This is a genomic window from Acinetobacter sp. YH01011, from assembly GCF_013420785.1.
Lineage (GTDB): Bacteria > Pseudomonadota > Gammaproteobacteria > Pseudomonadales > Moraxellaceae > Acinetobacter > Acinetobacter towneri.
On record NZ_VOYG01000002.1, the window covers coordinates 45,041 to 70,658 of the forward strand.

The following is a 25,618-nucleotide window of genomic DNA, read 5'->3' on the forward strand; positions in this document are numbered from 1 at the left end:
ACAGAAAAGTTCCCCTCTATACCTTCACTTAAATATCCAATTTTTTAAAAATAAAAAATGGTATATGGCGAATGATGCGCATGATGATTTGCCATATTTTCGGGGTGTAGATAATACGCTGCCCACATGCCATACCTTTTACAATCTGTTCTGCAACCGCTTCAACACTGGCTAATTTTTTTCCTGTCGCGGTTAAATGTGCTGTCATTGCCGTTGCCGTTGGACCTGGTTTGACTAAACTCAATTGTACCTGAGATTGCTCCAATGCAATGCGATGTTGCAACCCTTCAACATAACACGCCACAAAGGCTTTTGAAGCCCCATATGCATAGTTGGCTTTACGCCCCCGATCTCCAGCAACAGAACCAATCACTGCAATTTGGATCGTATGGGACTGTGTCGCAATCTTGGCATATAGTGCATTTAAAATCACCGCAACGCTCGCCACATTCACATCCAGCATATCCGTCAGTTGTGCTGCTGTTAAGTGATCTTCTGCCTGATACATACAGCCCTGTGCCAGCAACACCTGATCCAGTTTTGGATGATGCTTACATATCGTATCAATTTGCTGTGTCAGTGCTTCGGCACAGGCAAAATCCACCGCATGCGACTCAAACACCGCATGTGGAAAACGAATTTGTAGATCTGTCACTTGTGCCTGTAGCTTTTGCGCATCACGCGCCACACAAATAAACGTCACCGCTGTAGACTGCTGTGCCCACATTCGAATACAGGCTTGGGCCATACTGGCAGTCGCCCCAAAAATTAAAATATTGCGCATGTGTTAATATCCAAATAAACGTTTTGCCATATCTGAGATCAATTGCGGATCTCGATACAGCTCAAATTTTTTATAGTTCGGATAGCTTTGCTGGAACATCTGCTGTGACATCCGAGCATCTTTGGCCAAATATAAACACCCTTGTGCCTCTAATACCACTGCATCTAATTGTTCAAATAAAGCCAATGTACGTTGACCCAGATTTGGAAAATCCAACGCCAAGGTCACGCCTTGTTGTGGAAAGCTCAGTAAGCCTTCACTTTTTAGATCACCAAAGGTTTTTAATACCACCAAAAACGAGCCTTGCTGTGCCTGTTGAATCAACTCTAATAGGCGTTCTATCGCTGGCTCTGCAGTGTCATACGGAATCACACATTGATATTGATAAAAACCTTTTTGACCATAGAGCACATTCCAGTTTTCAATCGCATCTAGTGGATACTGAAATTGATAAAAATGCTGCAGGGTCTGTGTTTTTCTTGACTGGCTAAAATAATACCAAGCATTAAACAGTTTTAAACTGAGCTGATTAATACATGAAATTGGTGGGGTAAATGGAATTTTTTTGGTTTTTGTAGCATCTGGCAGCGTCAACTCGCCTTGCTGCACATGGTTGGCCTGCATAAACACACCACGTACATGTTTACCGCTCAGACAATCAATCCAAGCCACCGTATATTCGTGAGTATCGTTGGAAGCTGCGGCCAATGCTAAAAATTCAGGAATCCCCTTAAATGCATGATATTCAATTGCCACACTGGATGATGTGATCGGCATCAATTGAATTTTGGCCGATAAAATCACGCCTGTGAGTCCAATACCACCCAATGTGGCATAGAACAAGGCAGCATTTTGTTCACGTGAGCATTGCACCACACCCTGATCGGAACGTAGCAGCGTGAGTGCTAATACATGATGCCCAAAGTTGCCGCGTACATGATGGTTTTTGCCATGAATATCATTGGCAATGGCACCACCGACCGAAATCAGTTGTGTGCCCGGTGTCACCGGCAGCATCCAGCCGCGGGGTATAAAGGTGTCCTGAATCTCTTTTAATAAGACCCCTGCCTCACAGACTAAAATGCCTTGCGCAGCCTCAAAGGCTTTAAAGCGTGCATAGCTTTGTGTGCTGATCACTCGCCCACCGCTATGCAGGCAAACGTCGCCATAACTACGGCCTTGGCCTCTCACCAGTACAGTTTTATTTTGATAGATCTGCTGTTCCTGACCATGTTGTAAATACTGCAATGCACTTTCACTTTGATACAGCCTACCCCAACTCTGTACGTTCATTGGCCAACCTAATCTGTTCTAAATACAAAATGTTTATCTAAATAGTACTTGGCAATATAGCCCAAGACCAAGCCTAAAAAACCACCCACGTATTTCATGACATCTGTCGAAAAGTACAGATAAAAGGCCCATTCCATTCCCCAAAAGATACTGGTGGTCAGCACCCCCATGACGCTATATAGCAAAAATACATAGCCTTGTTGGGCATTATTTTTGGTAATAAATTTAAAAACATAGGTTTTGTCTAAATAAAACTTAACAACCAGCCCCACCAAGGTGCCCACGACAATGCTGACCCATAACGCATAAGCAGCGCCATACAACATTAAACTCAGTTCCTGCGCACAGAAGTTGGCAATAATCGCGACAAGCGCAAAAAAGCTATAGGAAAAAACCAGTTTCATTTATACTTATTGAAATAAAAGATATTTCTTATTATATACATTTTTACTGGATGCAGACGTATGTCTAGTCAACTTTTGGGGCTTATACAACTTTGCCGACCGAAGCAATGGATTAAAAATAGTTTTGTTTTAGCCCCTTTACTTTTTGCCGGTTTATTTACTGATGCACACAGTGTTCAACAGGCGTTTATTGCCATGTTGCTATTTTGTGTCGCTTCTTCAGCCACTTATATTGTTAATGACCTTAAAGATATTGAGAAAGATCGGTTGCATCCTATCAAGTCTAAAACGCGACCTTTAGCTGCAGCTAAAGTTTCTACAAAAGCCGCCAAGATACTCTTGATAACGCTTTATATCATCTTGATTGCAGCTGCCTTTTGGCAACTCGCTGTTTGTATAATTATCACCGGTTATTTATTGCTTAATTTGGCCTATAGTAGCTACCTGAAGCATCAACCAGTTTTAGACATTTTTACAATTGCCATAGGTTTTGTACTTAGGGTCTATGCCGGTGCAGTGGCATTAAGTGTGCCAGTCTCAAGCTGGATGTTTATTACAACCTTATGCCTAGCATTATATTTGGCTGCTATTAAACGTCGCCAAGAATTAGGCACGCATGGCACAACTAGCCGTAAAGCCCTAGAAGGTTATTCTGTTGGGCTACTTGATCGCTATGCTGAGATGTCTGCCGTTGGTGCACTCTTATTTTATAGTATCTTTGTGGTCAGCAGTCGTCCTGAGCTAGTGTTAACCATTCCTTTAGTGATTTTTGGTATGTTCCGCTATTGGTATATCTCCGATATTCAGCAGCAAGGTGAATCACCTACCGAGGCTATTTTTTCCGATTTACAATTAATATTGACCGGTTTGGCTTGGGTCATTGCCTGTGTGTATGGTGTTTGGAGTCACAGCAATGTCCTATGAGTATCTCATCACGCCTTTTGTGGCTTGGTTAGTCTGTGGGGTCACCAAGTTTTTCGCCAATTGTGTTCGAGAAAAACGTTTGGCTTTCGATTTAATTGGTTATGGGGGTATGCCCAGTAATCATAGTGCCATTGTCAGCAGTATGGCCGCCTTAATTGCCTTTAAGGAAGGTATAGATACGCCTGCGTTTGGTGTTGCGCTCACACTCGCATTTATTGTGGTCATGGATGCCAACAGTTTACGTAAGAAAATGGAGCAGCATGCCAAAGAAATTAATCAGCTCAAAAACTATGAAGGACCTGTTTTAAGAGAAAGAATTGGGCATAGTAAGCTTGAAATATTAGTTGGTGCAATATTAGGCACAGCCGTAGGCTATATGATCTTCAAACTGTTTGCCCTCTAAGAATGAGGCTAAATCCAATAAATACCACTGCTATGCCTAAATAAGTCATGAAATTTATTCTTTCATTTAAAATAAATGCGGAAAAAAGGAAGACTAAAAGAAAGGTAAGTAATGTGAAACTATAGACTACTGTTAAGGAAATTTTGGACAAACAATAGACCCAAAGCACAAAACCTAAAAAATATAAAAATAGTCCCACCAACATATAAATACTTAATATATTAGTGGAACCTTTTTTCAAAAAAATCTGTCCAAATGCTGCTGAAATGCTACTTAATGTTAGTAGAAAATAAATCATTAACGGCCTAGAGAGATCATATAATGCTTCAATTTAGCGAATACATTAATAAATGGATTAGGTAGAATACTAAGTATTCTATTTCTTAATAACCACAATAAGCTTATACCCTGATTGTAATCATAAGCCTCTGTAACCATTTTAGATTTGATATCTGAAGGCAATTTTTCAAAAATAGATGACTTCACCAATAGCAAGGTATTGTATCTGTACCAAGGCTCAATATTTTTATTTTTAGCAATAAGCGGTCGAATACAATCAAGGCAAACATAGTCATGGTGATTAAATTTTTTGACCCAATAACTTAGAGGTTGCTCATTTACGTGAAATTCACCACCTTGACCGGGCACTGCAGCAGAAAATAGAACAATATCACCATGTTTAACAATATTCTCTATCAAAGTATCTGCGTCAGCTTCTTGCAAATGTTCTGCAACTTCAAGACATTGAACCATGTCAAATTTTTTGTTTAAATTAAATGACTTTGAAATATCTTGATGCCTAAAAAACTCCTTTTCCACTAGTAAGTTTTCTACATTTACGTAATCACCATCTACACCAAAAACAGATTTACCATTCTTATTCCATTCAGCAATCCAAGCGCCACGCCCACATCCGATATCTAAAATACTATTTACTTGTACTGGTAGAGTCACATCATGAATAAAATTTTTAGCTGATCTTGAAGATGAAATATCAATGTAGTTAAAAAAAGAATCTTTATAAATATGAGCCATTTAATTACCTATTATTTTCCAAAAACTAACCAATTGCCTTCACTGAAGCGAATTCTATAATTATGACATGGGCTATGCTCAATGACATTGGCAATAGATAAATCATATGCCCTAACAATAAACATATCATAGTTTTGACAACTATTTAACTTAAGAATATCGTAAGGCCGCCACTCAAACCCTGGTTTTGCTTCTGGGGTTTGGTCTGGCTTGTATCTAACAATTTGCGGATGAAACCATGCAAAATTAAAGTCACTCCAACCACCTTTTTGCGCCTGATACCAAGAGCCGAAATGCACGTAGGTAAATGGCACTGTTAAGCTCGGGCTTATAGGCTCAAAAATTAAGCCTAAAACGCGTTTTTCTTCAGGTAATTTATTCACCAGCGTTGCAAAATCCACCGTTTCTTTTTTGGCAAATATGATATTTTTATAATCATCGCTTAAAAGGTAAATAATCACAAATAGAAATAGAGCTTTAAAGTAATTTTCATATCTGAATTCATTTAATTTATCAAAAATAATATAATAGAACACAAAAAATAAAATACTATATCTTTCATATATAAAATAGGTGTTATTAATAAAATATGGCAACGAAAACCACACCAAAATAAATATGCTTAAAGGAATATATTTCACAGCATCCTTAGTAAACATGTACCCCATTAAAAATGGCGCAATCAACAGCAAAATACTATAGATAACCACACTACCACTTGCCATAGAAAATGGATAAACCATAAGGTTTTTCACTTTCTCAGTAAAGGAGTGATACATTACATTTACGCCATAGTCATACTGACTAGACAAAGTATCCCCAATACTCAAATACATAATTACCAATAAAAAAAACACAAAATATAGTGGAAGTATTTTTAATATTTTTTTCTTATCCATTAAATTAAAAAAAACAAATACAAAAGAAAGTAAACAAAAGAATAGGAAGCTAAGTATATGACTAAAGAAAAGAAAGACTCCAAACAGCGTCACGAGCAAACAATTTTTAATATTTAAATTTTCTGCTAGTTTAATATTTTGTATAAAAAACAAAATACCAATCGAAATTGCAATTAGATAGGTAATAAATCCCCATTCATAATTAAAACCAAAAAAGCTAGGAATTGCGATCCAAGTTACAATATTTGAAGCCTGAATCTTTTTTTGTAGCTTATTAACTGAAAAAACAAATAATAAAAAAGCAAGACTAACTAAAACTCTACTTGACGTTACAATATCAAAAAATTGCAACAATACAAGCCAAGATAAATAACCTACAAGATAGGGTGTACGAAAATTTAACTCAACCAGATCATGCCAATGACTTTGCCCTTTAATTAGATCATTAAGAGCGGCTACTTGCCCTGCATGCTGTGGTAAATCAACCATAGGTAGATAACTACCATTAAGAATGATGGCAATAGTAAAAAAAACAACTAAATAAAGAAAATATCTTTCTAAATCAAATTTTTTAAAATTCATTAGGTTAATTCATCTTCAATAATAAAGCGCGGACGGGCTTTTACTTCTAAATAGACTTTGGAAATATAAATACCTATGACACCTAAGGTCAGCAACTGAATTCCACCTAAAAAGTACATCGGTACGACAATCGACGTCCAACCATGTACTGTACCACCCACAAAGAACTTAACAATGAGCGCCCATAGCCCCATTACACCAGATACTAAACTAATTAAAAAGCCTAGCCACATAATTAAAATGAGCGGCATTACACTAAATGATGTCACCCCATTTAAAGCCAAAGCTAACATCTTTTTTAAGTTATATTTTGTTTCACCAGCCTCTCTAGAGAGGCGTGAATAATAAACTTTGGCGTGCCTAAAGCCTAGGATTGGAATAATACCTCGCAAAAACAAGTTTACTTCTTTAAAATCTTTTAGTGTGTCTAATGCTTTTCGGCTCATTAAACGAAAGTCTGCATGGTCTTGAACAATATCAACGCCTAATTTTTCCAAAAATTTATAATAGCTTTGTGCAAAAAAACGCTTGGCAAAACTATCACTGCTACGATCATTGCGTACTCCATACACAATTTCTGCACCAGCATAATACGCTTTAATCATATCTACAATGACGCTAGGATCATCCTGTAAATCTGCATCTATACTGATACTCATGTCTGTCTTAATCTGCATAAGACCAGCCAATAAAGCATTTTGATGACCAAAATTTTTGGATAGCTTTAACCCCTGTACTTTGTCATTTTGCTTATTGTATTGGCTAATCAGCTGCCACGTTTTATCTTTTGAACCATCATCAACAAATAAAATTCTACTTTCTTCAGTCACTAACTGTTGTTGGATTAAGTTCTCTAAAATGTCTATAAACTTAGGAACACTAATCGGCAACATGTCTTCTTCATTAAAACACGGTACAACGATAGTTAAGCTGGCTAAATGGTTCATTCACATTCTCTATTTATTCTCGGCATGCATTTGGACGGTACTTAGGATCTAATGTTCCCGGTGTACATGTCCAACTTGCCGCCCCATCTGTCGTTTCAAAAAAGATTGTTTGACCTGATGCCTTACCAGTGGTCATCGTAATCGTAATATAACCACTTGGGTATGCACCACTCACTGAAGGTGTTAAGGTTGAGTACTTCCCAATTAAGGTAGCATTAATCTGTCCTGAACTCGCTACTACGGTTGGTGCAACCAATAATGACGGCCAATCTGCATTATTCCAACCATAGTCACTTAAGACCGATTTCATACCTGAACCCAAAAAAACTGCCTCTGCTACTTGAGAGCGAGTAATATAGTTTTGGTAAGCAGGTACACTAATCGCTGCTAGTATCCCAATAATTGCTACCACGATCATAAGCTCAATTAAAGTAAACCCTTTATTTTTTTTCATTTTATATGGACCTCAGAACATAGATTAATGAGTTCCTAGCAATTTTCATTCCATAAAAAATGTTTTTAAATTTCAAAATGTTATCTACTTTACATAAGTGGCGCAATTTGTCACTTTTTTACAATTTCTCACCAAGGTTTTAAGTTAACAATCCCCAAAGGTTGGCCTTGCTTGTTAAACAATGCCACCATGTCTTGCTCGGTTGCTTTCACAGGTAACCAACCCGCCGCTTGTGGATATGCATATAGGCTTTGTTTAAGTAACTTAGCATCTGTATTGAGCTGACTTAACTCAGACAGTGGTTTAAGCTTGGCTTGTATTGCTTGTTGCTTTACAGAAATACTTTGATAAGTTTCAGGTCTAGCTGAAATATTAATTCCTTCAAACATTTCATCTTCTTTTTGCTGCTGCATTTTTTTCGGATCGCTAGAATACACAGCAGCAACCCACTGTGGCCCTTGTAGGATGGACGGTGCAAACTCAGCAGGCATACGGTAGTCTGCGGTTTTTTTCACTTCACTCAGGCTTATGAGTTCAATGTCATCAATTACGAAGACCTGCCATAGTGGCCGACCTTGATGCAAAGTGTATAAACCATAAAAATAGGCCCCCAGTTGTAACAGCAAAATAATGGTTAAATCAAACTTTAGCTTACGTTTATCTGCTTTGTATACAACAAACGTGAGTGCCGGCCCCAAGATCAAATCAATAGCCAACAACAGCAAATAAATAGAAGTCACCCCCACCGCAATTTCTAAAGGTGAGGGGTACCAAATGCCAAATACCAATACCAATGCAATACAAAGTAATAAACCAGAAAACAACAAATGAAAAAACAAAGCTCTAAAACGTAATTTCAGTGATATAGGACTCGTCTTTTGCATATTAACCTCCTCCTTACTTATTTTTACTTTGCAAATACAGTATTTTCTTTAAATTTTTGACAGATATTCTGCTGCTCAGGATGTCGCTCACAATAGGTCTTAAGTACCTGACCAGTCACATAATATGCTTCGGATTTTATTTTATCCGAGGTCAGTTTTGTCTCGAAATACAAAGCTTCTGACTTATCATATTTACCCTGCGCAAATAGTAATGCAGAACGTTGATAATTAGGCATTTCTTTTTGATCTTTTAATAAATACCATTCTGCAATATCTAGATATTTTTCCGATTTTTCTAGATCATTTTCAAATAGCATTTGTCCAAGTGCATAACTACTATAAGCTCCCGCCATTTGATTGGCTGTAATTCTAAAGTAGTCTGCATGTCGTCTAGCATCAGGCTCCTTCGATTCATGAAATTTTGGTAAGGCATAAATTGCACCTTCCAAATACTTTAAACCTTCTGGTTTCGCTTGATTAATCAAAGCACTCGCATACGCCAATTGATCCACAACTTCTAGACCATTGTGCTCCTTACTGTATTTTTCTGCTTCATCGATCACTTCTTGATACTGTCTCTTTTTTAAAGCGCCATAAAAATAATTATAGCGAGCAATCCCCGCTTCAGGGTGTAGCTTATGCGTCCACTTCCACAAGCTATAGTCACTCTGCCATAAAGGCACAATACTCTTAATCGTGATTGCACATATCGAAAACCATGCCAACACAATTACACTAACTAAAAGCTTCTGTGTATGTAGGCGAACTTGTAGACGATTCAAAACATGCGAATAAGGTATAAAGACTAATGCAATTGCAACAAATGCCAAGCCCAAGGTCATAAAACGTTCATGACCAATATTCCCTGCGGTTTCAATTGGAATAAAATTCAATACCAAGGCAATACTCAGCAATGCAGCAATAGCAAACCATGCTGCTAAACTTTTTTTGAATACAGCCTGCCAGAATATCCAAAGTACAAACAGCCCAGCCGTAATTGCTTTTACACGTTCTACAACATCATTAAAATTCCAGTCATCTAAAGGGTGTAGAATATTGGTAGAACTAAATGGGATAAAAGTTTGTTGCAAATAAAAAAGCAAGGTATGTAGTGGCAGCCAATCTTTTATAATCATATTTTGAATATAATCTGCTGTCATAGATGCATGGTACATGGATGACATCGCATGAGCACGTAGTGCAAAATACACAACCAAGACCACCATTAAACTGAGCCATAGTACTTTCTGATCAAGCAAACAGCGTTTGAGGGTCGCCACTAGACTCAAGTTCTCAGTCTGTTGATACAAAGCAAAGCTCAAAACCAATAATATAGCGGGCAACACTAAGCCTAGTTCCTTGCTTAGTAACGCACACATGACACTAACAGAAATCACAAATACACTGACGAAGCCAATACGTTGCTGTTGTAACTGGGCTTTAACCAATAGTACAGAGGCCAATAAACTAAATAAAGTACACAGCTGGTCAAAGCGACCGGATACCCAAGCAGAAGATTCAATCAAGGCAGGATGTAAGAGATAAAAGCCACCTGCAAACAATGCCCAGCGTGCAGCATGTTGTGGTTTAAATTTTGCAGCCAAGATATAAGCCAACACTGCCACCAAACAGCAGTTAATATAAAATATAATTAAACCAATAATATGTGAGGTCGTAGCCGACTGCCCAAGCCAATTAAACTCAAAATACCACGATAAAAATACCAACGGGCGAAAATAGGTTGTGCCCGGTAAGACCGGTTCAGAAAGGAGCTGCCAACTCAGAGGCTGGGTCAGTAAACTGGTTTTTCCAACAAACAGTAGTGTGTCATCCCAGACATATTCAAAATGGATGGCTGGATAATAAAAGGCGCCTAATAATAGCAATAACCCAACGAATACCAATCCTATTTTTTTTTGTTTTAGCACCCCTACCCCCCTCAATTTCAATTCATAAAAAAACAAGACCACAAAGGGTCTTGTTTCTATGACGCTTTAAACAATCGTCAAATTATGGCTTACATGCGTTTGGTAAGTATTTCGCATCAATAGTTGTACCAGCACCAGTAACACCGTCAACGGCTGTGTTACCACATGCCCAAGCAGAACCACCATTTTCTGTAGTATATGTCAATACGCTACCAGATGCTTTACCAGTAGTCATCGTTACAGTGATTGTACCTGTAGGATAACCAGCACCATCAATTGTAGTAGTAACAGTTGAGTATTTACCCACTAGAGTCGCATTTAGCTGATCTGTAGTAGGAGTTGCTGTTGGTCCTACTAAAAGTGTAGGCCATGCATTTTTATCTGCACCGTATTCAGCAAGTGGAGATTTTAACCCCCCACCCAAAGCTACAGCTTCAGATACTTGACCACGGGTGATGTAGTCTTGATACGCAGGAATCGCAATCGCAGCCAAAATACCAATGATCGCAACAACGATCATCAATTCGATAAGGGTAAAACCTTTTTGCATCGTCTTCATAAACATTCTCCACAAATGTTTGTTAATTTAATTATAAGCTTTGTAAGCTATTTTATACTTAGCACTAAACGTGCCAACTTTTATTATAGACAATTCTCACAAAAAAACAGCACCTTACACATAAAAAATTTAGGACTTTTAATTTTACTGTATATTTTTGTTAAAAAGTGACAAATATTGTCAGGCAAAAATTGTGAATTTAACAAATTTTGTCATTTTTAGAGCAATAGGCCGCATTTTTTATTTAAAAATAAACCTATCACACATTTATTTGTATTTTTGATATAATTTTCAGCAAATTTAGCTAACGTATAGTAGTTATCTTTTGTGCTGATGTGGCTTCCCTTTTTGAAAAAGTAAGTCAAATGTAGTGAAAGCCACCCATGTTTAAAAAATCTCTCCTAGCCTCTCTTTAAAAAAGAGAGGGACATTCATTATAAAATTGATTTCATGTAAAAAAGTTAAAAATACACAAGTTTTCACTTTTTGGCACATCGCCCAAATAAACTTGTGCAAACTTCCCCCTTTGAAAAATGTGAGCCATATTAGCTTTGAACTAAAATATGCTCGTGCTAGCCTCCCCCTTTGAAAAAGGGGGATTGAGGGGGATTTAAAAAGATTAAGCCATAGATGGTGCAAGGAGGGAGATCAAAAAAGAAAGGAACACTAGCAACACTCAGCCCAAAATAATCGGCGCATTCCCCAGTTCATTTTGCTTGTCTAGCGACTGGCGGTCATAAAAACCATCCAAAATTTCACCAATTTCTTGCACACCAGTTATCACTGCTTGCCTATACTGCTGCTGTGCCAAACCCTGCACTATATGCGCACAGACTTCATCCCACACCTGTTGCGTAGTTGCCGTTTTAATGCCACGGTCAATCACAATTTCAACTTTGCGCTCACACAAATTCAGGTACAGCAAAACCCCACTGTTCAGTTCAGTATCCCAAACACCCAATTCTGCAAACAACTGACGTGCGCGGGCATGAGTATCGACATAATAAGCCAAACGCGAGGGTAAACAACCTTCAATCACCACCTGAATTTCACCCACATGCCCATGCTCGGCAGCAGTGACCGCTTCTGCAATGGCATGTTGATCCTGCGCATTAAAAAAACGTTTGGTGGCAGGTAAATAAAAGAAGTGCTTCAGCCAACGCTTTACACTCGGACGCGCTGCAATCTCCATTTTCGGTTGAGTAATAATTTCTGTTGTATCTGTTGTGGTTACCATGATCCTGATGCTCCTCCCCCACCAAAGCCACCACCGCCGCCGCTATAGCCGCCTCCACCACTAAAACCGCCACCGCCACGTCCGCCACCACGCCCTGCAGAGGACAAGAAAATTTGGAAAATGGTCTGTGCAATAGCGGTGATAAGTAAAAAGAAAATCCCAGCACCAATCATTAAACTGGTGATTAAGCCAACACCATTGACTAAACCTGCTACTGTTCCTGCTACGGCAGCAGTTGAAGCACTGAGGCGTTTTCCAACAATCAGAGAGCCAATTACGCCTGCAATTAAAATAAACAAGGCACTACTCAAAGTTTTTTCACGTGCGTGTTGTTCTTGTAAGGCTTGTTCCTGACGTTGTTTCAACTCTTGTGCAGCCTGTGCGGCAACTTCAGGGTCTAGGTTTAAAATCCGTTCAATTTCTGCTAAGCCTGCATCTATGCCTTGTGAATATTGCGCTTGTTTAAAATAGTGGGTAATGCGTTGGTTAATAATCCGACTGACCACAATATCGGGCAACACGCCTTCTAGACCATAACCCGTTAAAATCTGAATACGGCGGTCATTCACTGCTATTGCCATTAGCAAACCATTGTCTTGCTTGGCAGAACCAAGTTGCCATTGTTCTGCGACCCGCATAGCAAAATCAAAAATATCTTCCTGCCCTGTGGTCGGTACAATCACCACCCCAATTTGTGCTTTGGCTTGTTGATGTAAATTTAAAATCCGCTGGCTGATTTGCTGTTTTTCTGCAGCAGTGAGCAAATTGGCTTGATCGACCACGGGCTGATTCAATGTCGGCAAAGCACGGATAGATTCACCCTCTGCCATATCATTGGCAATTTGCGGTTGCTGAACGGGTGTTTCTACAGGTGCTTGCTGAGTGCTCGATGTAGACTGGCGTGAGTTTGCAAGATCTGGGATGGGGTTTGCATTTTGAGGATGCTGTTGCTGCACAATTTTACCCAGCACCACAGCTTCGGCGGTTTCATCGGTTGCTGTAGCAACTTCACTATATGCCAAGCAGCTGAAACACATAACTGCCATGAGCAGCAGCATCTGCACTAGATTTATGCGGGTCTTGCTGTGCGATTGCAGCATCCAGACATCCTCCTAGGCGTTATTCAAACGAAACTTTCGGTGCTGTTTGTGCGCTTTGCTCGGCACTGAAGTTTGGTTTGGTGTCCATACCAATCACTTTGGCGGTCATTACTTGCGGGAACTGGCGTGCATAGCTGTTAAAGTCTTGCACTGTGCTGATGTAACGGTTACGCGCCACGGCAATACGGTTTTCTGTGCCTTCTAGTTGTACTTGTAACTCACGGAATTGCTCATTGGCTTTTAAGTCTGGATAGTTTTCAGACACGGCAATTAAACGCGACAAGGCACTGGTCATTTGCGCCTGTGCTTCCTGATATTTCTGGAATAACGCAGGGTCTTCTAATACCGATTTATCCACTTTTAAGCCTGCGACATTGGCACGTGCCTGAGTGACTTCAGTCAAGACTTGTTCTTCATGTTTGGCATAGCCTTTAACCACATTCACCAAGTTTGGCACTAAATCGGCACGGCGTTGATATTGGTTTTGGACTTCTGACCAAGATGCTGTTACGGCTTCATCTTTCACTTGTAAGGTGTTATAGCCACAGCCGCTTAATGTCAAAGTACTGGTTAAAGCCACCGCAAGCATGGTTTTTTTTGTGAAATTCATACATTAACCTCTAAATTTTCTTTGTATTTGTTTGAAATGATTTCATTCTAACGTGAAATTCTGACCTGTTTGTGTATTTTGTTTAATCGAGCGAATCACCAAACTGTTTACATCCAACAATAACCTTGTACAGCAGATTGAATTGATATTGAAGTTTCAGTTCTTAAACCTTATATGAATCTGGGATGACAATATATTCCACAAGAAGATGAGCTGGATAAAATATCCAATAAAAAAGGACTGAATTCCTTAAAACTCAGCCCTTTCAAGATCTAAGCAAAACAAACTCGTTTAGACCTCTAAATAATCTAAAATACCTTCTGCCGCCTGACGACCTTCCCAAATTGCAGTCACGACCAAATCAGAACCACGCACCATATCGCCCCCTGCAAAAATTTTCGGGTTAGACGTTTGGAACTTAAATGTTTGCTGTTCTGCTGCCACTACACGACCTGAACCGTCTACCCCAACATTGGCAGAGGCAAACCAATCTGCAGGGCTGGCACGGAAACCAAAAGCAAGCAATACCGCATCGGCAGCTAAAACTTCTTCGGAACCCGGTACAGGCTCTGGGCTGCGACGACCACGACTGTCAGGCTCACCCAATTGCGTGGTGACCACTTTTACACCTGTGACTTTACCATTTTCACCCACAATTTCAATGGGTTGGCGGTTAAATAAGAAGTTCACCCCTTCTTCACGGGCGTTGGTCACTTCACGACGTGAACCTGGCATATTGGCTTCATCACGGCGATAAGCACAGGTCACTTCCTGCGCACCTTGACGAATTGATGTACGGTTACAGTCCATGGCAGTATCCCCACCACCCAGTACAATCACTTTTTTGCCTTCAACATTGATGTATTCTGCAAGGTCTTTTTCCCAGCCTTGGCAACGGTTGACATTGGCAATCAAGAAATCCAGCGCATCATAAACACCATCTAAATCTTCACCAGCAAATCCACCTTTCATATAGGTATAAGTGCCCATGCCCATGAATACAGCATCGTAATCTGCAAGCAATTGTTCAATCGTGATATCTGTACCAATTTCGGTATTTAAACGGAATTCAACCCCCATACCAGAAAAAATTTCTCGGCGGCGTTTCATTACGTCTTTTTCCATTTTAAATTCTGGAATACCAAAGGTGAGCAAGCCACCAATTTCAGGGCGTTTGTCAAAGACGATAGGCTTCACCCCGTTACGCACCAAAATATCGGCACAGCCTAAACCTGCAGGGCCTGCGCCAATAATCGCAACTTTTTTATCTGTCCATTTCACATGCGACATGTCTGGACGCCAACCCAAAGCAAAAGCTGTATCGTTAATGTACTTTTCGGCATTACCAATGGTCACTGCACCAAAACCATCATTTAAGGTACATGCGCCTTCACACAAACGATCTTGTGGACAAACCCGTCCACAAACTTCAGGCAAAGTATTGGTTTGATGACACAGTTCTGCTGCCTGAAAAATACGACCTTCCGAAATTAGTTTAAGCCAGTTTGGAATGTAGTTATGCACGGGGCATTTCCATTCACAGTACGGGTTACCACAGCCCAAACAACGATGGGTCTGATTGGCCGCCACTTCTGCAGTAAACGGTTTATAAATTTCCACAAACTCATTTTTGCGGACATCGAGATCTTTTTTCTCTGGATCTTGGCGTGCTACATCCAGAAATTGAAAGTCATTATGTAGGCGTTCTGCCATGTCTTTCTCCGTAGGTGGATGTGGATAACGCGACATTTACACTGGGTATAAGTCTAAAGTTATCCACATCTGCCGAATGCTGAGTCGTGGATTATTGTGGATCTGCTTGGGTTGTTTTCAACAAAGTCTGCAAGTTGGCAGCTTTTGGTTTTACCAACCAGAATTTACGGCTATAGAAATCAAACTCATGACGGATCTTATACGCCCACGCACTGCCTGTTTCGGCAATATGTTCATCTAAAATACGTCCTAAGAATGCTTTATGTTCTTCCATCGCTTCAGTCGAAATACGATTCAGCTCAATCAGTTCGTGGTTGTAACGGTCTACAAAGTCATTATCCAAATCCAGTACATAGGCAAACCCACCTGTCATGCCCGCACCAAAGTTGTGTCCCACTTTGCCCAATACCGTGACAATTCCGCCAGTCATATATTCACAGCAGTGGTCGCCTGCCCCTTCAATTACCGCAAACGCGCCCGAGTTACGCACCGCAAAACGCTCGCCCGCAGTGCCCGCAGCAAATAATTTACCACCAGTTGCACCATAGAGGCAGGTATTACCAATAATGGCTGTGTTTTGAGTTTGGAATGGCGAACCTTTTGGTGGGAAGATGGAAATACGTCCACCCGCCATGCCTTTACCCACATAGTCATTGGCATCTCCTTCAAGTTTGATATGCAAACCACCTGCATTCCAAACACCTAAAGACTGCCCTGCAGTACCTGTAAGATTCACTTTGACAGGATGATGTTCCATGCTCAAGTTACCATACCGACGCGCAATTTCACCTGAAATACGCGCACCAATTGAACGGTCACAGTTGCTCACATTAAAGTAATATTCGCCCCCTGTACCTGCTTCAATTGCAGGCAACATCTCTGCAATCATTTTTTCAGCCAAGATGCCTTTGTCAAATGGCTCATTGCCTTCAACTTGACAGTATTGCGCTTTGCCTTCTGCCGCAGGGTGGGATTCCAACAAGGCGCTTAAATCCAAGTGCGCATGTTTTTCGGTTTCACCCGGTAAAATTTCTAGCAAGTCGGTACGACCAATCAAGTCTTTCAAGCTCGCAACACCCAGTGCAGCTAACCATTCACGGGTTTCTTCCGCAATGAAAGTGAAGAAGTTGATCAGCATTTGTGGTTCACCAATATAGTGTTCCTCACGCAAATGATCTTGTTGAGTCGCTACTCCAGTTGCACAGTTATTTAAGTGGCAAATACGTAAGTATTTACAACCTAAGGCAATCATTGGGGTTGAACCAAAGCCGAAGCTTTCCGCACCTAAAATTGCCGCTTTCACTACATCTAAACCAGTTTTTAAGCCACCATCGGTTTGCACACGAACTTTGCCACGCAAGTCATTCACACGCAGTGCCTGATGCGCCTCGCTTAAACCCAACTCCCACGGCGAACCTGCATGGTGAATAGATGATAGTGGCGATGCTGCTGTACCCCCATCATAGCCCGAGATGGTAATGAAGTCGGCATAGGCTTTGGCTACACCTGCTGCAATGGTACCCACACCCGGTTCAGATACCAACTTGACCGATACCATAGCTTGCGGATTGACTTGTTTTAAATCAAAAATCAATTGTGACAAGTCTTCAATCGAATAAATATCGTGATGTGGTGGTGGTGAAATCAAAGTTACACCTGGCACAGAATAACGTAACCGTGCAATCAACCCATTCACTTTACCGCCTGGTAACTGACCACCCTCGCCTGGTTTTGCACCCTGTGCTACTTTAATCTGTAACACTTCTGCAGATGTTAAGTAAGCAGGAGTTACCCCAAAACGCCCTGAAGCAATCTGTTTAATTTTCGAGTTACGAATAGTGCCGTAACGCGCAGGGTCTTCACCACCCTCACCTGAGTTTGAACGTCCACCAATGGTGTTCATGGCTATCGCAATGGCTTCATGTGCTTCGGGCGACAAAGCCCCCAAAGACATCCCCGCAGAGTCAAAACGCGGCAAAATTTGCTCAACCGACTCCACTTGATCTAAGGCAATGGAATTGTCTGTTTTTAACTTGAATAGATCACGAATGGTTGCGATTGGGCGATTATTCACGATTTCTGCATATTCTTTAAAATCTGCATAATTGCCTGAACGCACCGCTTTATGTAAGGCATTGATCACATCTGGGTTAAAGGCATGGTATTCCTTGCCAAATACAAATTTCAGCAAACCGCCCTGATCAATTGGTTTACGTGATTTCCATGCAGTGTCTGCCAGTTTTTTCTGATCATTTTCAAGGTCGGAAAAGGTAGCCCCCTGAATACGGCTTGGCACACCAATAAAGCAAGTATTCACCACTTCAGCAGACAAACCCACCGCTTCAAACAACTGACCACCACGGTAAGACGCTACAGTTGAAATACCCATTTTAGACAGAACTTTGAGCAAGCCTTTTTCAATGCCTTTGCGGAAATTGCTTTGCGCATAGACTGGATCGCCCAATAACTCGCCTTTGGCAATCAAGTCATTGATCACATCATAAGCCAAATAAGGATACACCGCAGTTGCACCAAAACCGAGCAATACTGCAAATTGGTGCGGATCGCGGGCAAAACCTGTTTCCACAATAATGTTGGCATCGGTACGTAAACCGACTTGAATTAAGTGGTGATGCACCGCACCAGTCGCCATGACCGCATTCGCAGGCAAGTAACCTTCACGGATTTTTTTATCGGTGAGTACCAATAAAGTTTTACCCTCACGCACCGCTTGTGCAGCAGTTTCGCAAATCCGTTGAATTGCAGCTTGCAAACCTTCGCTTTCGGCATAGTTCAGGTCGATGTCGGCAATTTCATAGCCTTTACGGCCCAAAGTGCGAATTTGGTGCATTTTGGAGTTGGTCAACACAGGGCTTGAGATAATCAAGCGGTCTGCATGTTCTGGACCTTGCTCAAATACGTTTTGTTCACGCCCTAAACAGGTTTCCAAAGACATCACGATCGATTCACGCAATGGGTCAATCGGTGGATTGGTCACCTGCGCAAACTGCTGACGGAAATAATCCGACACATGGCGTACCTGACACGACAATACTGCCATTGGCGTATCATCACCCATGGAACCCACGGCTTCTTGACCGCTTTCTGCGATTGGACGCAATAATTGATCACGCTCTTCAAAGGTCACCATAAACATTTTTTGTGCAGCTTTTAAGGCATCACCTTTTAAACCCTGATCACACAAATATTCTTCAAGCTCTGGGCTACCTTGTAAACGGATTGAATTTTCACGTAACCATTCACGGTAAGGACGCATTCTTTTCAGATGGTTATTCACATCCTGCGTATCGAGCACTTTGCCAGTAAAGGTATCGACTACCAAAATTTGACCTGGGCCAACACGTCCTTTAGAGATCACATCTTCAGGCTCATAACCCCACACCCCAATTTCAGAGGCCAAGGTGATGTAGCCATTTTTAGTGATCACCCAACGTGCAGGACGTAAGCCATTACGGTCCAGCATACAGATTGCATGACGGCCATCCTGAATGACTAAACCTGCAGGGCCATCCCACGCTTCCATGTGTTTAGAGTTAAATTCATAGAAAGCACGTAAATCGGCATCAATGGTTTCGACGTTCTGCCATGCAGGCGGAACTAACATGCGCAAGGCGCGGAATAAATCCATTCCGCCACCCACCAGAATTTCCAGCATGTTGTCCAAGCTAGATGAGTCTGAACCTGTACGGTTTACAATTGGCGTAAGCTCAGTCAAACCCGGTAATAATGGATTTTCAAATTTAGGGGTACGTGCCATTGCCCAGTTACGGTTGGCGGTAATGGTGTTGATTTCACCATTGTGTGCCAAGTAACGGAAAGGCTGCGCCAACGGCCAACGTGGCAAAGTGTTGGTCGAGAAGCGCTGGTGGAACACCACAATATGTGATTCCAAACGTTCATCGGCAAGGTCGGTATAAAAGTCTGCAATCGCTGCAGGCATCATCAAACCTTTATAGCTGATCACGGTTGAGCATAGCGTGGTCACATAAAAATATGGATCGGCAGTCAATTGCTGCTCGGCACGGCGACGCGCCAAGAATAATTTGCGGTTAAATTCAACCTCAGTCACACCCAATGGGCAATTGACAATAATTTGCTCAAACGCAGGCAAAGACTGCATGGCGATTTCGCCCAATGCCTCATTATTGGTTGGCACCACACGCCAAGCCAATACTTTACAGCCTTCTGCTTCAATTTCTTTGGTCAGGATATTTTTAGCATGTGTCGCTAAGGCAGGGTCGAGGTTCAGAAAGACCGTACCCACTGCAAAAATTTCGCTCAGGGTAATGTCACTTAAGCGTTTTGCTTCTTCGCGGAAAAATTGCTTTGGCATCGCCAACAGCAAACCACATCCATCGCCCGTTTTACCGTCTGCGGCAATACCACCACGGTGGGTCATGCAACTTAAACTATGAATGGCAGTCTTGACGAGATCATGGCTTGCATCACCCTGCATATGGGCAATTAAACCGAAACCACAGTTATCTTTAAACTCATCTGGTTGGTATAAACCTTGAGTGGGAGCTACAGTATTAGGCGATGGCATGTGCATAGCGTACCCTTCTTTTACTTGCCCAATTGGGCCAATTAAACAATCTGTTTTTGCGATTTAACTCAATTTACAACTCTAAACATCAACCTTGGGTAAATGAAATGTCACACATTTATTTCAATCAATACCGATTAAAAAGCCTGAGTGACCGATTCATCATTTACGCAACTTTTACACTTTAATGTAGCAGGCAAATTTGACAGTTTCGCACAATCATTGAATTTTTTGCGCCAAAATAGGGACAACAACTCAATTCACGCACCAATAAAAGCAAAAACAATGCCAACTTTATTTTTTTATTCAACCATAACCAAATTTCAGCATTCACCGCATAAATGTAAAATAAAATCACATTTTTAAGTCAAATTCGCACTGTTTTTGTGCACTTCATTATTTTTATACACCATGCTGCGCCATTTTAGAACGCATTTATGTATGAGAAGAATAGTATTTTTAGATCAAATTGGTGCAACTGAGCCAGAATAGCTCAATGCGAATCATAGACAAAAAGAATAGAACAAATAAAGGCAAGCGATGGTTTGAATGACTAAAATGAAGCTAAAAGAATATTGGAAATGTTTATGATTAGTTAAAAGGATCGCGCACTTCAGGTTCAGGTGCATCTGGCTGAACAGGTGCAGTACCACTTTGTGATTTTTGTACATCCACGACATTACCCTCCTGATCACGGCGGGTAATCGTAGTACTGGTGGTACTATTTTGTGGGGCAACAGCCTGCGTAGTCGGTGCAGTCGTTGTGGTTGCAGGTGGACGCGCTAAAACACTTTCATCTATTTTAGGCACAGCTGCAGGACGTAAATTTACCGCATATAACTTGGTGCTCAGCCCCATTTCATCCGCCCCTAAATCATTGACATAAGGACGATAGTCAGCAAATTGCACCACAACAGGCTGAATCGTTTCAGGAAATTTAAATGGCAATGCGGTCAAGGTTTGTGCGGCTTCGCGTTTATTGCCAAAACTGCCATATAACATCACATATTGTTCAGCCTGCCCCTCACCGCTTAAACGAATATAAAACAGCTTGCTCCGATCTGTTTGCTTTTTAATAAAACTTTTAATGATGTTTTCATCATTGACCCGAAACAGTTCAATCGTGCTGTTATTTTTTTGTTCCTGAATAAATTTAGTACCGCGATATTCAGCCTCATGCAAACCAGAAGCTGTTAAACGCGTGGTGAGTTCCAAAGGGCGGACTTCTTCTTGCAAACCACCCAAATAGGTGGTTGCAGCAACCTTTTCGGGTTGAATTTGTAATTCAATTTCAGACTCTGGTTGTTTTTCAATTTCAACCAGTTCTTCACGGTCAGTCATCGCCCAAAAAATCAGTGCCGCCAATAAACACAGCACCGCGCCCAGCAACCAAATTGACTGTTGAATTTTTTGCCAGTGTGTACGCAGTGCTGTCATATGCTGCCTTTTATGCTTGATTGGCTAAAATCGCCTGTTTCATCAATTCTAAGTCAAACTCTTTGGTGATGATGGCTTGACCCAATTGCTTCATGAGCACCAAACGTAATTGACCATTCAGCACTTTTTTATCGTGTGCCATATAAGCCAAAAACTGGTCCAGCGGAATCTGTGGACATACTATCGGTAAATTGGCTCTAGCAATGATATTTTTTGTACGCAGCACATCTTCTGCAGAAATCCAGCCCATTCGCTGTGATAAATCGGCTGCCATCACCATCCCTGTAGCCACTGCTTCGCCATGCAACCATTCACCATAACCCAAATAAGATTCAATTGCGTGCCCAAAGGTGTGCCCAAGATTCAATAAAGCGCGTTCACCTTGCTCTTTTTCATCATTGGCAACAATACGTGCTTTATGTGCACATGAACGATATACCGCTTCTGCCAGTACAGCAGGATCACGCGCGACTAATGCTTCCATGTGCGTTTCAAGCCATTCTAGAAACTCGACATCACCCAAAAGCGCATATTTAATGACTTCGGCTAAGCCTGCAGACAACTCGCGCTCAGGTAAAGTATTCAGTTGCGACATATCGGCCAGCACCACTTGGGGTTGCTGAAACGCGCCAATCATGTTTTTACCCAATGGATGATTAATCCCTGTTTTGCCACCGACACTTGAATCGACCTGCGACAATAAAGTGGTCGGTACTTGAATGAAGTACACTCCACGCTGAAAACTTGCCGAAGCAAAACCTGCCATATCGCCAATCACGCCACCGCCCAAAGCCAGCACCGTACAATCACGGTTAAAACCAGCTTCCAGCAAGGCATCAAAAATAAGAGTGAGATGCTGAATATCTTTGTATTTTTCTCCATCAGGCAAAATACAGGTTGCCACTTTCTTACCAAGTGCTTCAACAGCCGTCACATAGTGACTTAAATACAAAGGTGCAACCGTGGTATTAGTCACTATCATGACTTGCTGACCTTTAATATAAAGTGCAAGTAATTCTTGGGGCTGAAGATCACTGCCAATAAAAATAGGGTAACGGCGATCGCCGAGTTCAACGTGTAAAGTCTGCATGAAAAAGTCGCTTTCTACCTAAGATATTTGCTCTGAAACAATCGTATTTAAGATTTTTTGCGCCAAATCTCGCGCAGCACCCTGATTGGTTTCAATAATATAATGCGCCACCTCACGATACAACGGATCACGCACTGCAAGCAAATCACGTAATCTTTGTTCGGGGTTTTCGACTTGAAGTAAAGGACGGTTTTTATCGCGATAAGTTCGCTGAAGTTGAATTTCGACAGGGGTATATAGATAAACAACAATACCACGTTGTTTTAAGAAGTCTCGATTCGGGGCTTGAGTCACCGCACCGCCACCTGTAGCAAGTACAAGTTTATGCCGTGTGGTTAACTCATCAATAACCGCTGTTTCACGACTACGAAACCCTTGTTCGCCTTCTTTTTCAAAGATCCAAGGGATCGTAGCGCCAGTTTTGCGTTCAATTTCATGATCACTATCTAGAAATTCACGCCCTAACAATTCCGCCAAATGGCGTCCTACAGTGGTCTTGCCTGCCCCCATCGGCCCTACCAAATAGATATTTGGTAGGGTGTCAAACTCTTTGCTTAGCAAGGAGTCACCTATAAATTTTGTTTAAATTGAAAATATATTAATGATTTCTTGAAACACTGTCATTAACAATTCGTGGTGTAACAAAAATCAGCAACTCACGTTTGTTGTCCGACTTGATATCTTTACGGAATAAACGTCCGATATAAGGAATATCGCCCAAGAATGGAACTTTGGTTTGTGAGTTAGCCGTTTGTTGCTCAAAAATACCACCCAAGACCACAGTTTCACCATTATCCACCAAAACGTTGGTATTCACGGCGTTCTTATTAATGGTGAGCTGACCTGTAGGCGTAGGTGCACCTGGTGAGTCACTGGTGATATTTAATTGCATTTGGACTTTACCGTCAGGCGTGATACTTGGGGTCACATCCAAACTTAAAGTCGCATCAATGAATTCTGTAGTAGATACGGCATTGACACCACCACCTTCAGAAGATTGATACGGAATTTGCGTACCCGATGCCACTTTGGCATTTTGCTTATCTGCAGTCAGGACTTTTGGTGTCGAAATCACTTCACCGTAACCATCTGCTTGTAATGCAGACAACTCCAAATCGAGCATAAAGTCAGACAAGCTGATTAAACCAAATGCAATACGGCTAGCACCAGGACTGGTCACACCCAAATCGACATTCAGGTTTTGTGGCCGTTCAATTTCGTACTTCCAACCACCTAAATCATCATTTTTTTCTGGTTCACGTAAGTTCCACAAAGTCGTATCGCTACCACCCACCAACAAGTGGTTATTGTTGGTAATCCCTTGTGACAAGATGCCCCACTTCACCCCCATTTCCTTGGTGAAATCTGTGGTTGCACGAACAATACGTGCTTCAATCATCACCTGCTTCACAGATACATCTAGCAAATCAATCATTTGACGAATCTGATCAATTTTTGCCGATGTATCGTTGATGATTAAGGTATTGGTACGTGGATCTACCGACACTGTACCGCGTGGACTCAACAAGCTACCAACGCTATCGCCTAATGGATCAGTACCTGTATTGGTATTTGAACCACCACGTGATGCATTCTTGCCTTGCGTAATTAGTTTTTCAATATCTGCCGCTTTGGCATAGTTCAATTGAATATATTCAGTTTGTAGTGGCGCCAGTTTCACACTTTGCGCAATCGCTTTGGCTTCTTCTTCTTCGGCTTTAATCAATTCAGAAACAGGTGCAATCCAAATCACGTTGCCATTACGACGCTTATCTAAGTTTTTGGTTTTCAGGATAATATCTAAAGCCTGATCCCAAGGTACATCTTTTAAACGTAAGGTAATGTTGCCTTGCACAGTGTCTGCTGCCACCATGTTAATGCCTGTGAAATCAGCCAATAACTGCAATACACGACGCACTTCGATGTCTTGGAAATCCAGTGAAATCTTTTTGCCTGTATAGCTTTGCGCTGCACGCGGTTTAAACGGGTTTTTATCGACAGGGCGTTTTAAGCTGATGGTTAGCTTGTCTTCTGCCTGATATGCCATATATTCATAGCTGCCCGCAGCCTGAATGGTAATCACGCCATTGCTGCCATCATTGTGTGCATCAATGGTCGACACAGGTGTTGCAAAATCATTTACATTTAAACGGCGTGCCAAATGTGTTGGTACTTTATTGCCTAAAGTACGCACCACAATTTTGCTGCCTTGCTGCTGCACATCTACAGGCGTATTGCTACCGAGTAGATCAATCACCACCTGACCTTCGCCTTCACCGCCACGCTGGAAACCAATATTGGATACACCTTGCGCACTACGTTGGGCAGTCACGGCAGCCACAGGGGTTGCCGTTGTTGAGTTGATTTTTAAAATAAAGGTGTTGCCTTCAACACGCGTGGTAAATGCGCCCGCATCGGCCAAGTTCACAGTTAAACGTGAACGCTGTGCATCTGAGCTTACCTCTACAGAGCTGGCTTCTTTGGTCGCGACTGCAACGCTGTTTTGCTTCAGCGTTTGTTGCGCTTTATCAAAATCTAAAATCAAGCGGGAAGGTTGTTCCAGCTGATATGCTGCAGGTTGAGGTGGCAAACCATTAAACATGACACGAATTTCGGTGCCCTGTCCCGGAATTTGCATGGGTACGATGTTGGTAATGCTGACTTGGGCATTGGCAACTTGCATCACTGCCATTGCGACTGCGCCCATTGAAAACTGACGGAACAAATTGTTCATTGTATTACCATCCCCAAAAATAAAATCTTTCACA

The 25,618-nt window shown here is 41.5% G+C and carries 22 protein-coding genes; 2 read left to right on the forward strand and 20 right to left on the reverse strand.

Annotated features, from left to right (window positions below; all coding sequences use genetic code 11):
• Positions 1 to 28: 28 nt before the first annotated feature.
• The 3 genes from FTT78_RS01575 to FTT78_RS01585 are packed head-to-tail and all read right to left on the reverse strand — an operon-like array spanning position 29 to position 2,481.
• A complete protein-coding gene (locus FTT78_RS01575; RefSeq protein WP_180043415.1) occupies positions 29 to 784 on the reverse strand; it encodes an SDR family NAD(P)-dependent oxidoreductase in 756 nt (251 codons plus the stop codon).
• Positions 785 to 787: 3 nt separating this feature from the next.
• Positions 788 to 2,077, reverse strand: coding sequence for an FAD-binding oxidoreductase (locus tag FTT78_RS01580; protein ID WP_180043418.1), 1,290 nt, complete (start codon positions 2,075 to 2,077; stop codon positions 788 to 790).
• A gap of 8 nt (positions 2,078 to 2,085) precedes the next feature.
• Complete coding sequence (locus tag FTT78_RS01585; protein ID WP_180043420.1) at positions 2,086 to 2,481, reverse strand: GtrA family protein; 396 nt, start codon at positions 2,479 to 2,481, stop codon at positions 2,086 to 2,088.
• A 60-nt stretch (positions 2,482 to 2,541) separates the two neighbouring features.
• Between FTT78_RS01585 and FTT78_RS01590 the strand changes: the two genes are divergently transcribed.
• Entirely contained in the window at positions 2,542 to 3,405 is an 864-nt protein-coding gene (locus tag FTT78_RS01590; RefSeq protein WP_180043422.1) for a decaprenyl-phosphate phosphoribosyltransferase, read from the forward strand.
• Positions 3,395 to 3,808, forward strand: a complete 414-nt coding sequence (locus FTT78_RS01595) for a divergent PAP2 family protein (RefSeq protein ID WP_180043424.1) — start codon at positions 3,395 to 3,397, stop codon at positions 3,806 to 3,808. The genes FTT78_RS01590 and FTT78_RS01595 overlap by 11 nt, the downstream gene beginning before the upstream one ends.
• On the opposite strand, the gene FTT78_RS13545 is transcribed toward FTT78_RS01595, so the two are convergent.
• From FTT78_RS13545 to FTT78_RS01680, 17 genes are all read right to left on the reverse strand, one after another.
• Complete coding sequence (locus tag FTT78_RS13545) at positions 3,789 to 4,106, reverse strand: EamA family transporter (protein WP_373686451.1); 318 nt, start codon at positions 4,104 to 4,106, stop codon at positions 3,789 to 3,791. The genes FTT78_RS01595 and FTT78_RS13545 overlap by 20 nt on opposite strands.
• Positions 4,106 to 4,843: a bifunctional 2-polyprenyl-6-hydroxyphenol methylase/3-demethylubiquinol 3-O-methyltransferase UbiG gene (locus tag FTT78_RS01605; RefSeq protein WP_180043428.1), complete on the reverse strand. Its 738-nt coding sequence runs from the start codon at positions 4,841 to 4,843 to the stop codon at positions 4,106 to 4,108. Before FTT78_RS01605 ends, FTT78_RS13545 begins: the two co-directional genes overlap by 1 nt.
• 11 nt (positions 4,844 to 4,854) lie before the next feature.
• Positions 4,855 to 6,324: a hypothetical protein gene (locus FTT78_RS01610; RefSeq protein ID WP_180043430.1), complete on the reverse strand. Its 1,470-nt coding sequence runs from the start codon at positions 6,322 to 6,324 to the stop codon at positions 4,855 to 4,857.
• Positions 6,324 to 7,271, reverse strand: a complete 948-nt coding sequence (locus FTT78_RS01615; protein ID WP_180043432.1) for a glycosyltransferase — start codon at positions 7,269 to 7,271, stop codon at positions 6,324 to 6,326. Before FTT78_RS01615 ends, FTT78_RS01610 begins: the two co-directional genes overlap by 1 nt.
• 13 nt (positions 7,272 to 7,284) lie before the next feature.
• The gene (locus FTT78_RS01620) at positions 7,285 to 7,725 is read right to left on the reverse strand and encodes a pilin (protein ID WP_180043434.1); all 441 of its coding nucleotides are present in this window, start codon (positions 7,723 to 7,725) and stop codon (positions 7,285 to 7,287) included.
• Positions 7,726 to 7,853: 128 nt separating this feature from the next.
• Positions 7,854 to 8,609: a TfpX/TfpZ family type IV pilin accessory protein gene (gene tfpZ, locus FTT78_RS01625; RefSeq protein ID WP_180043437.1), complete on the reverse strand. Its 756-nt coding sequence runs from the start codon at positions 8,607 to 8,609 to the stop codon at positions 7,854 to 7,856.
• A 23-nt stretch (positions 8,610 to 8,632) separates the two neighbouring features.
• On the reverse strand, positions 8,633 to 10,537 hold the full coding sequence (locus FTT78_RS01630; protein WP_180043439.1) for a hypothetical protein: 1,905 nt from the start codon (positions 10,535 to 10,537) through the stop codon (positions 8,633 to 8,635).
• A gap of 82 nt (positions 10,538 to 10,619) precedes the next feature.
• Positions 10,620 to 11,087: a pilin gene (locus FTT78_RS01635; protein WP_373686453.1), complete on the reverse strand. Its 468-nt coding sequence runs from the start codon at positions 11,085 to 11,087 to the stop codon at positions 10,620 to 10,622.
• 685 nt (positions 11,088 to 11,772) lie between these two features.
• Positions 11,773 to 12,333 (reverse strand): TPM domain-containing protein, encoded by a 561-nt coding sequence (locus FTT78_RS01640; RefSeq protein ID WP_180043444.1) that lies wholly within the window; start codon positions 12,331 to 12,333, stop codon positions 11,773 to 11,775.
• Positions 12,327 to 13,433: a YgcG family protein gene (locus FTT78_RS01645; RefSeq protein WP_180043446.1), complete on the reverse strand. Its 1,107-nt coding sequence runs from the start codon at positions 13,431 to 13,433 to the stop codon at positions 12,327 to 12,329. Before FTT78_RS01645 ends, FTT78_RS01640 begins: the two co-directional genes overlap by 7 nt.
• A gap of 19 nt (positions 13,434 to 13,452) precedes the next feature.
• On the reverse strand, positions 13,453 to 14,043 hold the full coding sequence (locus FTT78_RS01650; protein WP_096901276.1) for a LemA family protein: 591 nt from the start codon (positions 14,041 to 14,043) through the stop codon (positions 13,453 to 13,455).
• 291 nt (positions 14,044 to 14,334) lie between these two features.
• Positions 14,335 to 15,756, reverse strand: coding sequence for an FAD-dependent oxidoreductase (locus tag FTT78_RS01655; RefSeq protein WP_180043448.1), 1,422 nt, complete (start codon positions 15,754 to 15,756; stop codon positions 14,335 to 14,337).
• A gap of 91 nt (positions 15,757 to 15,847) precedes the next feature.
• Positions 15,848 to 20,323: a glutamate synthase large subunit gene (gene gltB / locus FTT78_RS01660; protein ID WP_180043450.1), complete on the reverse strand. Its 4,476-nt coding sequence runs from the start codon at positions 20,321 to 20,323 to the stop codon at positions 15,848 to 15,850.
• Between the two features lie 591 nt (positions 20,324 to 20,914).
• Positions 20,915 to 21,760, reverse strand: coding sequence for a hypothetical protein (locus tag FTT78_RS01665; protein WP_180043452.1), 846 nt, complete (start codon positions 21,758 to 21,760; stop codon positions 20,915 to 20,917).
• Positions 21,761 to 21,770: 10 nt separating this feature from the next.
• A complete protein-coding gene (aroB, locus tag FTT78_RS01670; RefSeq protein WP_180043454.1) occupies positions 21,771 to 22,850 on the reverse strand; it encodes a 3-dehydroquinate synthase in 1,080 nt (359 codons plus the stop codon).
• An 18-nt stretch (positions 22,851 to 22,868) separates the two neighbouring features.
• Positions 22,869 to 23,411, reverse strand: a complete 543-nt coding sequence (gene aroK / locus FTT78_RS13420) for a shikimate kinase AroK (protein ID WP_004974468.1) — start codon at positions 23,409 to 23,411, stop codon at positions 22,869 to 22,871.
• Between the two features lie 37 nt (positions 23,412 to 23,448).
• Positions 23,449 to 25,584, reverse strand: a complete 2,136-nt coding sequence (locus FTT78_RS01680) for a type IV pilus secretin PilQ (RefSeq protein WP_167538857.1) — start codon at positions 25,582 to 25,584, stop codon at positions 23,449 to 23,451.
• Positions 25,585 to 25,618 lie beyond the last annotated feature (34 nt).

Bases quoted from the DNA above. Each gene is read 5' to 3' on its own strand.
- FTT78_RS01575 (WP_180043415.1), bottom strand. From the start codon at position 784: ATGCGCAATATTTTAATTTTTGGGGCGACTGCCAGTATGGCCCAAGCC.
- FTT78_RS01580 (WP_180043418.1), bottom strand. From the start codon at position 2,077: ATGAACGTACAGAGTTGGGGTAGGCTGTATCAAAGTGAAAGTGCATTG.
- FTT78_RS01585 (WP_180043420.1), bottom strand. From the start codon at position 2,481: ATGAAACTGGTTTTTTCCTATAGCTTTTTTGCGCTTGTCGCGATTATT.
- FTT78_RS01590 (WP_180043422.1), top strand. From the start codon at position 2,542: ATGTCTAGTCAACTTTTGGGGCTTATACAACTTTGCCGACCGAAGCAA.
- FTT78_RS01595 (WP_180043424.1), top strand. From the start codon at position 3,395: ATGTCCTATGAGTATCTCATCACGCCTTTTGTGGCTTGGTTAGTCTGT.
- FTT78_RS13545 (WP_373686451.1), bottom strand. From the start codon at position 4,106: ATGATTTATTTTCTACTAACATTAAGTAGCATTTCAGCAGCATTTGGA.
- FTT78_RS01605 (WP_180043428.1), bottom strand. From the start codon at position 4,843: ATGGCTCATATTTATAAAGATTCTTTTTTTAACTACATTGATATTTCA.
- FTT78_RS01610 (WP_180043430.1), bottom strand. From the start codon at position 6,324: ATGAATTTTAAAAAATTTGATTTAGAAAGATATTTTCTTTATTTAGTT.
- FTT78_RS01615 (WP_180043432.1), bottom strand. From the start codon at position 7,271: ATGAACCATTTAGCCAGCTTAACTATCGTTGTACCGTGTTTTAATGAA.
- FTT78_RS01620 (WP_180043434.1), bottom strand. From the start codon at position 7,725: ATGAAAAAAAATAAAGGGTTTACTTTAATTGAGCTTATGATCGTGGTA.
- tfpZ (WP_180043437.1), bottom strand. From the start codon at position 8,609: ATGCAAAAGACGAGTCCTATATCACTGAAATTACGTTTTAGAGCTTTG.
- FTT78_RS01635 (WP_373686453.1), bottom strand. From the start codon at position 11,087: ATGCAAAAAGGTTTTACCCTTATCGAATTGATGATCGTTGTTGCGATC.
- FTT78_RS01640 (WP_180043444.1), bottom strand. From the start codon at position 12,333: ATGGTAACCACAACAGATACAACAGAAATTATTACTCAACCGAAAATG.
- FTT78_RS01645 (WP_180043446.1), bottom strand. From the start codon at position 13,433: ATGCTGCAATCGCACAGCAAGACCCGCATAAATCTAGTGCAGATGCTG.
- FTT78_RS01650 (WP_096901276.1), bottom strand. From the start codon at position 14,043: ATGAATTTCACAAAAAAAACCATGCTTGCGGTGGCTTTAACCAGTACT.
- FTT78_RS01655 (WP_180043448.1), bottom strand. From the start codon at position 15,756: ATGGCAGAACGCCTACATAATGACTTTCAATTTCTGGATGTAGCACGC.
- gltB (WP_180043450.1), bottom strand. From the start codon at position 20,323: ATGCCATCGCCTAATACTGTAGCTCCCACTCAAGGTTTATACCAACCA.
- FTT78_RS01665 (WP_180043452.1), bottom strand. From the start codon at position 21,760: ATGACAGCACTGCGTACACACTGGCAAAAAATTCAACAGTCAATTTGG.
- aroB (WP_180043454.1), bottom strand. From the start codon at position 22,850: ATGCAGACTTTACACGTTGAACTCGGCGATCGCCGTTACCCTATTTTT.
- FTT78_RS01680 (WP_167538857.1), bottom strand. From the start codon at position 25,584: ATGAACAATTTGTTCCGTCAGTTTTCAATGGGCGCAGTCGCAATGGCA.